10 protein-coding genes are annotated in these 12276 nt (G+C 61.8%); 6 read left to right on the top strand and 4 right to left on the bottom strand.

Going from position 1 to position 12276, the window contains the following annotated elements:
• Positions 1-3 precede the first annotated feature (3 nt).
• From ASD52_RS07220 to ASD52_RS07205, 4 genes are all read right to left on the bottom strand, one after another.
• Positions 4-1632, bottom strand: a complete 1629-nt coding sequence (locus ASD52_RS07220; protein ID WP_025425403.1) for an ABC transporter ATP-binding protein — start codon at positions 1630-1632, stop codon at positions 4-6.
• Between the two features lie 8 nt (positions 1633-1640).
• Positions 1641-2783: an ABC transporter permease gene (locus ASD52_RS07215; protein WP_025425404.1), complete on the bottom strand. Its 1143-nt coding sequence runs from the start codon at positions 2781-2783 to the stop codon at positions 1641-1643.
• A complete protein-coding gene (locus ASD52_RS07210; protein WP_025425405.1) occupies positions 2783-3865 on the bottom strand; it encodes a microcin C ABC transporter permease YejB in 1083 nt (360 codons plus the stop codon). The genes ASD52_RS07215 and ASD52_RS07210 overlap by 1 nt, the downstream gene beginning before the upstream one ends.
• Positions 3866-4048: 183 nt before the next feature.
• The gene (locus ASD52_RS07205) at positions 4049-5908 is read right to left on the bottom strand and encodes an extracellular solute-binding protein (protein ID WP_057223713.1); all 1860 of its coding nucleotides are present in this window, start codon (positions 5906-5908) and stop codon (positions 4049-4051) included.
• A 211-nt stretch (positions 5909-6119) separates the two neighbouring features.
• Between ASD52_RS07205 and mepA the strand changes: the two genes are divergently transcribed.
• From mepA to ASD52_RS07175, 6 genes are all read left to right on the top strand, one after another.
• The gene (gene mepA, locus ASD52_RS07200; protein WP_025425407.1) at positions 6120-7175 is read left to right on the top strand and encodes a penicillin-insensitive murein endopeptidase; all 1056 of its coding nucleotides are present in this window, start codon (positions 6120-6122) and stop codon (positions 7173-7175) included.
• Positions 7176-7260: 85 nt separating this feature from the next.
• Positions 7261-7641 carry a methylglyoxal synthase gene (locus ASD52_RS07195; protein ID WP_025425408.1) on the top strand — a complete coding sequence of 127 codons (381 nt, stop codon included), beginning with the start codon at positions 7261-7263 and terminating at the stop codon, positions 7639-7641.
• A gap of 144 nt (positions 7642-7785) precedes the next feature.
• Complete coding sequence (locus tag ASD52_RS07190; RefSeq protein WP_025425409.1) at positions 7786-8805, top strand: glucokinase; 1020 nt, start codon at positions 7786-7788, stop codon at positions 8803-8805.
• A gap of 111 nt (positions 8806-8916) precedes the next feature.
• On the top strand, positions 8917-10719 hold the full coding sequence (locus ASD52_RS07185) for an ABC transporter ATP-binding protein (RefSeq protein WP_057204388.1): 1803 nt from the start codon (positions 8917-8919) through the stop codon (positions 10717-10719).
• 25 nt (positions 10720-10744) lie between these two features.
• Positions 10745-11563 (top strand): 4-hydroxy-tetrahydrodipicolinate reductase, encoded by an 819-nt coding sequence (dapB, locus tag ASD52_RS07180; RefSeq protein WP_025425411.1) that lies wholly within the window; start codon positions 10745-10747, stop codon positions 11561-11563.
• Between the two features lie 31 nt (positions 11564-11594).
• Positions 11595-12230, top strand: a complete 636-nt coding sequence (locus tag ASD52_RS07175; RefSeq protein ID WP_025425412.1) for a 2,3-bisphosphoglycerate-dependent phosphoglycerate mutase — start codon at positions 11595-11597, stop codon at positions 12228-12230.
• The last annotated feature ends 46 nt before the right edge of the window (positions 12231-12276 follow it).

The raw sequence follows: 12276 nt of genomic DNA, 5'->3' as shown, positions 1-12276 counted from the left end.
ACTCTACTGGCGGATGGCGGACAGGTTGACGGCTTCGAGGTTGAAGGCTGCCGCCATCAGGGCCTTGGTATAATCCTCCTGCGGCGCATTGAAGATGCGCTCCGCCGGGCCCTGCTCGACGACCTTGCCCATGCGCATCACGATCATCTCGTTGGCAAGCGCCCGCACAACCTTGAGGTCGTGGCTGATGAAGAGATAGGCGAGGTCGTGCTTGTGCTGCAGGTCGCGCAGCAGGTCGACCACCTGCGCCTGGACGCTCATGTCGAGCGCCGAGGTCGGCTCATCCAGCATCACGAATTTCGGCTTCAGTACCATCGCACGCGCAATCGCGATGCGCTGCCGTTGGCCGCCGGAGAATTCGTGCGGATAGCGCCAGCGGGTGGCGGGGTCGAGCCCCACTTCCTCGAGCGCTGCGGCGACGCGTTGATCGCGCTCGTTGTCCGACAGCGCGCTCTCGTGGATTTTCAGCCCTTCGGCGATGATGTCGGAAATCGACATGCGCGGGCTCAGAGAACCGTAAGGGTCCTGGAAGACGACCTGCATCCGGTTTCGAAGCGGCCGCATTTCGCGGAAGCTGTAGGCGGCGATGTCCTTGCCGACGAAGGCGATCCGTCCCTTGGACGATATCAGCCGCGTCAGCGCCAGACCGAGCGTCGTCTTGCCGGAACCCGATTCGCCGACGACGCCGAGCGTCTGGCCGGCGCGCAGCTTAAGGTCGATGCCGTCGACCGCCTTCACGTGGTCGACGACCTTGCGCAGGAAGCCGGCCTTGATCGGAAACCAAACCTTCACATCAGCCGCTTCCATGACGACTGGCTTCGAGGCGTCCGAAAGCGGCGGGTTACCCCTTGGCTCGGATGCGAGCAGGTGGCGGGTATAGGCATGCTGTGGATTGGCAAAGATCTCGGCGGTCGGCCCGGTCTCGACGATCTTGCCCTTGGTCATCACGCAGACCCTGTCGGCGATTTTTCGCACGATGCCGAGGTCATGGGTGATGAACAGCATCGACATGCCGTGCTCGTCTTTCAGCGTTTTCAAGAGTTCGAGGATCTGGGCCTGCACCGTGACGTCGAGCGCCGTCGTCGGCTCGTCGGCGATCAAAAGCTCCGGCCGGTTGGCGAGCGCCATGGCGATCATCACGCGCTGGCGCTGGCCACCGGAAAGCTCGTGAGGATAGGCGCCAAGCCGCTTCTCCGGCTCGCGGATGCCGACCTGGTTCAAGAGCTCGAGAATTCTCGTGCGCGCCGCGGCTCCTTCCAGTCCCTGATGCAGCTCCAGGATCTCGCCGATCTGCCGTTCGATCGGATGCAGCGGATTGAGCGATGTCATCGGCTCCTGGAAGATCATCGTGATGTCGTTGCCGCGCACATGGCGCAGCTCCGCATCGCTGGCCTTCAGCAGGTCCTTGCCGTTGAAGTGGATTTCGCCGCTCGGATGGCTTGCCGAAGGGTAGGGCAGGAGCTTCAGAATCGAGTTGGCGGACACGGACTTGCCGGAGCCGGACTCACCGACAAGCGCAACCGTTTCGCCGCGCTTGATGTCGAAGGAAATGCTATCGACCGCAAGCGAGGTGTTACCGCCCTGATGGAAAGCGACCGACAGATCGCGGACGGAGAGAATGGGATCGGTCATCGTCGCGCTCACCGGAATGTCTTTCTCGGGTCGAAGGCATCGCGGGTCGCTTCGCCGACGAAGATCAGCAGCGACAGCATCACCGACATGACGCAGAAGGCCGTCAGCCCGAGCCAGGGCGCCTGCAGATTGGATTTGCCCTGCGCGATCATCTCGCCAAGGGAAGGCGAGCCCGGCGGCATGCCGAAGCCGAGGAAGTCGAGCGAGGTCAGCGTGGTGATCGAGCCAGAAAGGATGAACGGCAGGAAGGTCAGGGTCGCCACCATCGCGTTCGGCAGCAGGTGACGGTACATGATCGTGCCGTTGCCGACGCCAAGCGCGCGCGCTGCATTCACATATTCGAAGTTGCGTGCCCGCAGGAACTCGGCGCGCACGACGCCGACAAAGCCGACCCAGGAAAACAAGAGCATGATGCCGAGCAGGATGAAGAAGCCCGGCGGCAGGATCGCGGCGATGATCAAGAGAATGTAGAGCACCGGCATCGACGACCAGATCTCGATGAAGCGCTGCATCAAGAGGTCGGTCCAGCCGCCGAAATAGCCCTGCACTGCGCCGGCCGTCACGCCGATGATCGCGGAGGCGATGGTGAGTACCAGCCCGAAGAGCACCGAGATGCGGAAGCCGTAGATCATGCGCGCCGTCACGTCGCGCGCCTGGTCGTCGGTGCCGAGCCAGTTGAGGTTGCCGGCAATGCAGTTGCGGTCGGCGGTGCCTTCCGGATAGGCCGAGCAGCGTTCCTCCGTGCTCATCAGCCAGAAGGGCTTTGTCGGCGCCGAATGCGGAATGTTCGAGTTGACCGTCTGGTAGGAGTAGCGGATCGGCGGCCAGATCATCCAGCCGTTGCCCTCGATCTCGTCGCGAATGTAGTCGGAGCGATAGTCGGTCTCGGCAAGGAAGCCGCCGAACTTCTCCTCCGGATAGTTGACCACCGCAGGAAACAGGATCTCGCCCTTGTAGGAGGCGATGATCGGCTTGTCGTTGGCGATGAATTCGGCAAACAGGCTGAGCACGAACAGCAGAAGGAACAGCCAGAGCGACCAGTAGCCGCGCCGGTTCGCCTTGAAGTTCTGCCAGCGCCGCTTGTTGACCGGCGACAGCCAGCCACGCGGCGGGGCGGCAACCTGGGTGGGGGCAGTGGTTACGGTGCTCATCACACGTCCCTCCGCTCGAAATCGATGCGCGGATCGACCCAGGTGTAGATGAGGTCGGAGAGCAGGCTGACGAGCAGCCCCATCAGCGAGAAGATGAACAGCGTCGCAAAGACGATCGGATAGTCGCGCTTGACGACGGAATCATAGCCGAGCCGCCCAAGGCCATCGAGCGAGAAGATATATTCGATCAACAGCGAACCGGTGAAGAAGGCCGAGATGAAGGCGCTCGGGAAACCGGCGATGATGATCAGCATAGCGTTGCGGAAGACGTGGCCGTAGAGCACCTGACGGTCATTCAGGCCCTTGGCGCGCGCCGTCGTCACATACTGCTTCTTGATCTCGTCGATGAACGAATTCTTGGTCAAGAGCGTCGTTGTCGCGAAGGCCGAAAGCAAAAGCGTGATCAGCGGCAGCGTCATGTGCCAGAAGTAGTCGAGGATCTTCTGCCACCAGGGCAGTTGCCAGAAATTGTCGGAAACGATGCCGCGCAGCGGAAACCAGTCGAGGAACGAGCCGCCGGCAAAGACGACGATCAGCAGGATGCCGAAAAGGAAGCTCGGAACGGCATAGCCGACGATGATGATGCCCGAGGTCCAGATGTCGAAGGTCGATCCATCAGACACCGCCTTCTTGATGCCGAGCGGGATCGAGATCGCGTAGGAAAACAGCAGGATCCAGAGCCCCAGCGAGATCGAGACCGGCATCTTCTCCTTGATCAGATCGATGACCGACGTGTTGCGGAAGAAGCTCTCGCCGAAGTCGAAGCGGATATAGTCCCACATCATCGTGCCGAAGCGTTCGAGCGGCGGCTTGTCGAAGCCGAACTGTTTTTCGAGCTTGGCGATGAATTCCGGGTCGAGCCCCTGGGCGCCTCGGTACTGGCCGCCTTGATCGCCACCGGTCTGCATCAGGTCGCCGCTGCTGCCGCTCAGCCGGTCGGAGCCGCCGGCGTTCGTCAGGTCCGAAATCACCTGTTCGACCGGTCCGCCGGGCGCAAACTGAATGACTGTGAAAGAAATCGCCATGATCCCGATGATCGTCGGGATCATCAGCAGCAGGCGTCGCAGGATATAGGCACCCATCAGGCCAGCCTTTCGATCGACGTGTTGCCGGTGGCCCGGACCCGCGAAGCGTCGGCGTGCGCCCTATGGTGTCTCAATCCTCACGTCTCCTTGCGGCTTTCAGGCCCAAGCCGGGCCTATATTCGTTTTCAGTGATTCGTTTTTCTGCATTTGGAATCGAGACGGCATCCAAGTGCAAGGGCTTCATTTGGCCGTGGCGTTTTTCGACCACCAGACATCCGGGAAGCCGGTGCCGTAATAGGGCAGCTCCTGCGGATGGGCGAGGTGGTTCCAATAGGCCACGCGGACCGCCTTGGAATAGAAGAGCGGCACGACATAGTTATGGGAGAGGAGAACGCGGTCGAGCGCCCGTGTCGTCGCAACCAGTTCCTCGCGGTTCGGCGCGAAGATGATCCTTCGGATCAGCTCGTCGATCGCTGGATCGGCAATGCCGGCATAGTTTCTCGATCCCGGCTGGTTGACCGAGCTCGAGCCCCAAATGTCGATCTGTTCGTTTCCTGGCACCAGGGACTGCGCCCAGATGCCATAGATCATGTCATAGTCGAAGCGTCTGACGCGATTGGTGTATTGCGAATCGTCGACGGTGCGGATGCGGGCATCGATGCCGATTTTCTTGACGCTGTTAATGAATGGCGTGACCGTGCGCTCGAAGGACGGGTTGGACAGAAGCAGCTCGAAGCCGAAGGGTTCGCCGGTCTTGACGTTGACCAACCGGTTGCCCTTGAGCTCGTAGCCCGCCTCCTTGAACAGGTCGAGCGCCTTGCGCAAGTTGCCGCGCACCTTCTGCGGGTCGCCGTTGATGGGGTTCACATAGGGCGTGGTGAAGACTTCGGCCGGAACCTTGTCCTTCAGCTCCTCCAGGATTGCCTTTTCGCGGCCCTCGGGAAGCTTGGAGGAGGCAAGCTCGGTGCCCCAGAAATAGCTGTCGACACGCTGATAGGCGTTGTAGGCGAGATTGCGGTTGAGATCCTCGAAGTCGAAGGCGTAGTTCAGCGCCTCGCGCACCCGCTGATCCCTAAACTTCTCGCGGCGCATGTTCGGCACCAGCGCCTGCATGACCCCGGTTGCGCGCAGCGGATTCTCGATCTCCTCGCGGATCACACGGCCGTCCTTCATGGCCGGAAAGTCGTAGGCGGTCGCCCAATGGCTCGCGCTGCTGTCTCGGTAGAAATCGACGTTGCCGGCGCGAAAAGCCTCGAATTCCACGTTTCTGTCGCTAAAGAAGGCATAGGTGATCGTGCTGAAATTGTATTGTCCGACATTGACGTTGAGGTTCTTGCCCCAATAGTCGTCCCTGAGCTCGAAGCGGATCGAGCCACCCGCCTGGAAAGAGGCGATCTTGTAGGGGCCGGAGCCCATCACCGGTTCCAGCGTTGTGCGGGAGATATCGCGCTTGTTGCCCTTGGCGTCCTGCCCCTCCCACCAGTGCTTCGGAACGATCGGGAACTGGCCGAGAATGTTCGGCAGTTCGTGGTTGTTCTTCTCGTCAAAGCGGAAGGTGATATCGCGCTCGCCGGTCTTTTCCGCTGAAACCACGTGGCGGTAATAGTTGGACTGGAGTGGATTGTGCTCCTTCGCCATGTTGAGGGAGAAGATGACATCCTCCGGGGTCACCGGCGTTCCGTCGGCCCACTTGGCCTCCGCACGCAGGCGAAAAGTGGCAGACGAGATATCGTCGGGATAGGAGACGCCCTCGGCAAGCAGGCCGTATGCGGTGGTGATTTCATCCTCGGCGGTTTTCAACAGCGTATCGAAGACCAGGGACGAAACGCCGGTCGCCGCTTCGCCCTTGGCGAGGATGGGGTTGAACGTGTCAAACGTGCCGTTTTCCGAGAGCCGCAGCTCGCCGCCTTTCGGTGCGTCCGGATTGACGTAGTCGAAGCGGGCGAAGCCATCCTTATGTTTTGGCTCACCGATCGACGACGTACCATTGCGCCAGACGGGCTGTTCTTCGGCATTCGATGCAGGGGGAAGGAGAAGAAGCGCTGCTGTCAGAAGCGAGGCCGCGAGGCCAGGTTTCACGGTCCTGCAGAAGTTTGGCATCCAGCCGGTACCCCTATATTCCAATGTTCTTTTTTGAAAGCATAGGCGAAATCGGGGCAATTGACAGGCACCGCCGCAAATCAGGCGAAATTTTTGCGTCACATCCCGGTGATTCACAAGGCTGAGGCAAAGACCGCGCCTTAGGATGGGGGTTCATCGGACACGGCGCGTCGGCGTCGGGGTCTGCGGGACATGAACGGGACGAAATGACATGGTTGCTCCACTTCAACGTTGCGGCTCGGCGCTTCTGGCGCTGTTGCTCGGAACGAGTTTCTTGATCGCCGATGCTGCCAGGGCCGACGACACGCCGGCAAAGACGCTTTTCGGCGCCAAGACGCTGCCGGCTCAGATGGCGCCTTCGTCCTATGGCTTCTATGCGAAGGGCTGCCTTGCCGGCGGCGTCGCGATCCCGACGGATGGTCCCACCTGGCAGGCGATGCGGCTGTCGCGCAACCGGCGCTGGGGCCATCCCCAGATGATCGCACTGATCGAACAATTCTCCCATGATGCCGCCGAAAAGGTCGGCTGGCCGGGTCTGCTTCTCGGCGATATCTCGCAGCCGCGTGGCGGACCGATGATCTCCGGCCACGCCTCGCACCAGATCGGTCTCGATGCCGATATCTGGCTGACGCCGATGCCGCAGAGGACGCTGACGGGCCGGGAGCGGGAAGACATCTCCGCAACGTCGATGCTGCAGAAGAACAAGTTTCTGACCGTCGACCCATCGATCTGGACGCCGGCGCATGCCCGGCTGATCATGCTGGCCGCCAGTTACCCGCAGGTCGAACGGGTCTTCGTCAATCCGGCGATCAAGAAGAAGCTCTGCGACACCTGGAACGGTGACCGTTCTGCGCTCGGCAAGGTCCGGCCGATCTATGGCCACGACTACCATTTCCACATCCGCATCAAATGCCCGGCAGGCTCGAAGACCTGCAAGGACCAGGCGGCCGTCCCGGCCGGCGATGGCTGCGACAAATCGCTGGCCTGGTGGTTTACAGATGAACCATGGGCAAAGCCGAAGAAGAAGCCGGGCGAAAAGCCGGTGAAGCCCCGGTTGACGACCATGGCCGATCTGCCGAAGGCCTGCACCCTGGTGCTGAACGGACCGGCCCCGGCCACCGAGCAGGATGCGACCTTCGGCATGGCCTATCGCGCTGCGTCGCCAGTGCCTGCCGAACAGGGCATCGAGCAGGTGATCGGCAATGCCGCAGCCGATTTGCCGCCAGCCGACATTCCCGTTCCCCTGGCGCGCCCGACGCTGCAGTAGCCGTCTCGGCTTGCGCCTTTTCAATCTTGCCGGGCTCATGTATACGGCCATCAAATCGATTTAAATTTGCTGGCGGGGATACGGCATGGCGGATCGGAAATGCGTTGCCCTGATCGCTCACGATCAGAAGAAGGATGATCTCGCCGCGTTTACCAAGGCAAACGAAGCGGTCTTCGCGCAATGGAAGATCGTTGCCACGGGCACGACTGGCGGCCGCGTTCTCGATGTTTGTCCCAGCCTCGATATCACGCGCCTGAAAAGCGGTCCGCTCGGCGGCGACCAGCAGATCGGCGCGATGATCGCCACCGGCGATATCCAGCTTCTGATCTTCTTCGTCGATCCGCTGACGGCGATGCCGCACGATGTTGACGTCAAGGCGTTGATGCGGCTTGCGATCGTCTACGATATTCCGATGGCGCTCAATCGCGCAACGGCGGAGCAGTTGATCGACTTCAACCACAACTGATACTGCATGAATCCTTAAATCGGATTCGATCTAAGGATTCATGCAGCAAGTTTAAGTGCTACAGCGTCCTTTGCGCGTCATATTTGACGCGCGGCGCTGTAGAGAATTCGAAACCTCACGGCGACGATCAGGATGGACAGTGTGATGCCCGGTGCGAGTGACAACAGTTTTTCCTTTCCGATCCTGATCGGCGACATCGGCGGCACCAATGCCCGCTTCGCTTTGCTGCTCGATGCCTTTGCCGAGCCGAAGCAGCTGCCGCCGATCAAGACCGGCGATTTCGAGACGATCGAGGAAGCGTTGCAGAAGAGCATCCTCGACAAGACCTCGGTCCAGCCGCGGTCGGCGATCCTCGCCGTCGCCGGCCCGATCAAGGGCGACGAGATTCCGCTGACCAATGCCGGCTGGGTGTTACGCCCCAAGGACATGCTGTCGGGCCTCGGCCTTGAGGACGTCCTGATCATCAACGATTTCGAGGCGCAGGCGCTGGCCGTCGCCGCCCCGGCTGCCGAAGATCTGGTGAAGATCGGTGGCGGCAGCGTTCGCCCGCTGACCTCCCGCGTCGTTCTCGGTCCGGGTACCGGACTCGGTGTCGGCGGCCTGGTCTTCGCGCAGCACACCTGGTTTCCGGTGCCCGGCGAAGGCGGTCATGTCGATATCGGCCCGCGAACCGAGCGCGACTTCCAGATCTGGCCTTTCCTGGAGCCGATCGAGGGGCGCATGGCCGGCGAGCAGATCCTCTGCGGTCGCGGCATCATGAATCTTTATCGGGCCGTTTGCGCCGCCAATGGCGAAGAACCGGTCCTGAACGATCCGGCCGAGGTCACCACAGCAGCACTTGCCGACAACAACCCCGCCGCGGTCGAGAGTATATCGCTGTTTTCGACCTATCTCGGTCGCGTGGCCGGCGACATGGCGCTGATTTTCATGGCGCGCGGCGGTGTGTTTCTGGCCGGTGGCATTTCGCAAAAGATCCTGCCGGCGCTGCAAAAACCGGAATTCCGGGCCGCCTTCGAAGACAAGGCGCCGCATTCCGCGCTGATGAAGACCATCCCGACCTTCGCGGTCATTCATCCGATGGCGGCACTGTCGGGTTTGGCAGCTTTCGCGCGCACGCCGAGAGACTTCGGTGTTGCAACGGAGGGACGCCGCTGGCGAAGCTGATGGCGGCGGCGTGCGCAAAGACTCGCCAAAGCGACATCAAAGCACTATAGAGCCCGAGAAAGGTAGTGTCGGCGTCCGACTTACCGCGCAGGCTCAGGGAAGACAGGCTTTTTGAGCGCCAGAGATAGAAAACAGCACGCTGTCGATTCTGACACGATCAGCGGAATCTTGAAGCGGGTCATCGCAGAAAACGGTCGCGATCATATCCGCGGCTACGTCTTTGCCATTGCGTGCCTGGCTGTCGTCGCCGTGACGACCGGCTTTACCGCCTCGATCATGGAGACCGTGATCAACGAGGCTTTTGCCAACAGAAATGCGGGTATCGTGCTGCTGGTGTGCGGTTCGATCTTTGGCGCGTTCGTGTTGCGCGGCTTTGCCACCTACGGCCAGGCGGTCGCCTTGTCGAAGATCGGCAACAATATCGTCGCGCGCTACCAGCGCCGGCTCTATGCGCATCTGATGGCACTGAGCGTCGGTTACTTCAACGAGACACGCTCGGCGCAGCTCGCTGCCCAGATCAGCCAGAATGTCAGCGGCATTCGGGACGTGCTCAATCTGACCGTCACTTCGATCGCCCGTGATCTCCTGACCCTGATCGGGCTCGTCGGCGTGATGTTCGCCAAGGATTGGCTGCTGTCGATCATCGTCTTCGTGGCAGCGCCGCCGTTGCTGCTGGGCCTGCGCTACGTTTCCAGGCGCTTGCGCTCGGCGACGCGTGAATCCATCGAGGTCAACAGCCGTGTCCTCGGTGCCATGCAGGAGACGATCCAGGGCATTTCCATCGTCAAGGCATTCACGATGGAGCGCGAACTGCGCGGCAAGGTCGAAGCGATCATCGAGCGGGCCGAAAACCGGGCCAACCGGATTGCGCGCTTGAGCGAACGCACCGCGCCGATGACCGAAACCTTTGCGGGTCTCGCGATTTCCTGCGTGCTTGCCTATTCCGCGTTCCGCGCGATTTATGCCGGCGTACCGCCGGGAGCCTTCTTCGCCTTCGTCGTCGCTCTGTTGATGGCCTATGACCCGGCCCGACGCCTGGCGCGCCTGCAGGTTTCGCTGGAACGTGCCGCGGTCAACGCCCGCATGGTCTACGAAATCCTCGACACGGTGCCGCATCAGCGTGACAAGCCGGATGCAAAGCAGCTCGAGTTCCACGGTGCAAACGTCGAGCTGCGCGATGTGCGCTTCCGCTACGCCAATGGCGACGAGATTCTGAAGGGCGTCAGCTTTGTCGCCGAAGGCGGCAAGACCACTGCGCTTGTCGGCCCGTCCGGGGCCGGAAAGTCGACGGTCATCAGCCTTGTTCCGCGGTTCTACGATCCGGCCTCCGGCCAGATTCTGATCGACGGGCAGGACATCGCCGACGTCACCAAGCAGTCGCTGCGCAATGGCATCGCCTATGTCTCGCAGCAGCCCTATCTTTTCGAAGGCTCTATCCGCGACAACATCCGCTATGGCCGCCCGGACGCGACCGATGCGGAAATCGAGGAAGCCGCGCGTCTGGCCTATGCGCATGACTTCATCCTCACCCAGCCGCAGGGTTACGACACCCCGGTTGGCGAAAACGGGGTCACGATGTCCGGTGGCCAGAGGCAGCGTCTGTCGATCGCCCGCGCGTTGGTGCGCAATGCACCGATCCTGCTGCTCGACGAGGCAACCTCGGCGCTCGACACCGAGTCGGAGGCCGCGGTGCAGAAGGCGCTCGACGAGGCGATGCACGGACGCACGGTCATCGTCATCGCCCACCGTCTGTCCACGGTCGTCAATGCCGACAAGATCATCGTCATGAAGGACGGTCTCGTCGTCGAGGAAGGCACGCACGAGGATCTTGCGCGCCGCCAGGACGGTCTCTACGCTCGCCTGCACAATCTCCAGGGCAAGGCCCCAGAGGCGTCGGCCGACGCCGAAATCTAAACATGAGCTGGAAGGAATATCGCCGATGAGCACGACGGACATGAAGCTTGTGGTCGTCGGCGCGGCCGGTCGCATGGGCCAGACGCTGATCCGTATGGTTCACGGCATGGACGGCGTCCGCCTGCATGCGGCCGTCGAACGTCCAGGCTCACCCTTCGTCGGCCGTGACGCGGGCGAACTCGCCGGGCTCGGACCGATCGGCATCGCGATCACCGACAAGCCGCTCGAAGCTTTTGTCGAAGCCGAAGGCGTGCTCGATTTCACGTCGCCGGCCGGCACCGTCGAATTTGCCGGCCTCGCCGCACAGGCACGCATCGTGCATGTGATCGGCACCACCGGCTGCGGGGCGGATGACGACGCGAAGATCCGCGCTGCCGCGCGTCATGCCCGCATCGTCAAGTCGGGCAATATGAGTCTCGGCGTCAATCTTCTCGGCGTGCTGACGGAGAAGGCGGCGCGTGCTCTCGGGCCTGCTGCCTGGGACATCGAAATCCTCGAAATGCACCATAAGCACAAGGTGGATGCCCCCTCCGGCACGGCACTGCTCCTTGGCGAAGCGGCGGCGAGGGGGCGCAGCATTGCGCTGTCTGAAAATTCCGTGCGCGTCCGTGACGGCCACACCGGCGCCCGCCCGCAAGGCACGATCGGTTTTGCGACGCTGCGCGGCGGCTCGGTGATCGGCGAACACTCGGTCATTCTCGCCGGAGAAGGCGAACAGGTGACGCTGTCCCACAGCGCCACCGACCGTTCCATCTTCGCGCGGGGCGCCATTACCGCAGCACTCTGGGCACGCGACCAGAAACCCGGCTTCTACTCCATGCTCGATGTTCTCGGGCTCAACTGACACCATCTCTATCGTCTCAAGGGGAAATCATATGAGCGGCACCCTCGTCCTTGTCCGGCATGGCCAGAGCGACTGGAACCTGAAGAACCTGTTCACCGGCTGGCGCGATCCTGACCTGACCGAGCTTGGCGTCGAAGAAGCCAAGGCTGGCGGCAAGGCGCTCGCCGACTACGGCATCAAGTTCGACATCGCCTTCACCTCGTCGCTGATCCGCGCCCAGCGCACCTGCCAGTTCGTGCTCGACGCCGTCGGCCAGCCGTCACTCGAAACCATCCGCGATCAGGCGCTGAATGAGCGCGACTATGGTGACCTCTCCGGCCTCAACAAGGATGATGCCCGCGAGAAGTGGGGCGAAGAGCAGGTGCATATCTGGCGCCGTTCCTACGACATTTCGCCGCCGGGCGGCGAAAGCCTGCGCGACACCGGCGCCCGCGTATGGCCCTACTACCTGACGGATATCCTGCCGCGCGTGCTGGCCGGCGAGAAGGTTCTCGTTGCCGCGCATGGCAACTCGCTGCGCTCGCTCGTCATGGTTCTCGACCGGTTGACGAAGGAAGAGATCCTGAAGCTCAATCTCGCGACCGGTGTGCCGATGGTCTACAAGCTCAACGCCAATTCGACGGTCGCTTCCAAGGAAGTGCTCGGCGATATGTCGGCTGCCCATTAAGGCAAACTGCAGAGCAAACAAAAGGGGCGCCGGTCGCCCCTTTTTT

This window comes from Ensifer sp. Root142 (assembly GCF_001426785.1).
GTDB classification, from domain to species: Bacteria; Pseudomonadota; Alphaproteobacteria; order Rhizobiales; family Rhizobiaceae; genus Ensifer; species Ensifer canadensis.
Note: the sequence above shows the minus strand (reverse complement) of the source record. Positions and strands in the feature narration are given on the sequence as shown.

Bases quoted from the DNA above. Each gene is read 5' to 3' on its own strand.
- ASD52_RS07215 (WP_025425404.1), bottom strand. From the start codon at position 2,783: ATGAGCACCGTAACCACTGCCCCCACCCAGGTTGCCGCCCCGCCGCGT.
- ASD52_RS07175 (WP_025425412.1), top strand. From the start codon at position 11,595: ATGAGCGGCACCCTCGTCCTTGTCCGGCATGGCCAGAGCGACTGGAAC.
- dapB (WP_025425411.1), top strand. From the start codon at position 10,745: ATGAGCACGACGGACATGAAGCTTGTGGTCGTCGGCGCGGCCGGTCGC.
- ASD52_RS07195 (WP_025425408.1), top strand. From the start codon at position 7,261: ATGGCGGATCGGAAATGCGTTGCCCTGATCGCTCACGATCAGAAGAAG.
- ASD52_RS07210 (WP_025425405.1), bottom strand. From the start codon at position 3,865: ATGGGTGCCTATATCCTGCGACGCCTGCTGCTGATGATCCCGACGATC.
- ASD52_RS07220 (WP_025425403.1), bottom strand. From the start codon at position 1,632: ATGACCGATCCCATTCTCTCCGTCCGCGATCTGTCGGTCGCTTTCCAT.
- mepA (WP_025425407.1), top strand. From the start codon at position 6,120: ATGGTTGCTCCACTTCAACGTTGCGGCTCGGCGCTTCTGGCGCTGTTG.
- ASD52_RS07190 (WP_025425409.1), top strand. From the start codon at position 7,786: ATGCCCGGTGCGAGTGACAACAGTTTTTCCTTTCCGATCCTGATCGGC.
- ASD52_RS07205 (WP_057223713.1), bottom strand. From the start codon at position 5,908: ATGCCAAACTTCTGCAGGACCGTGAAACCTGGCCTCGCGGCCTCGCTT.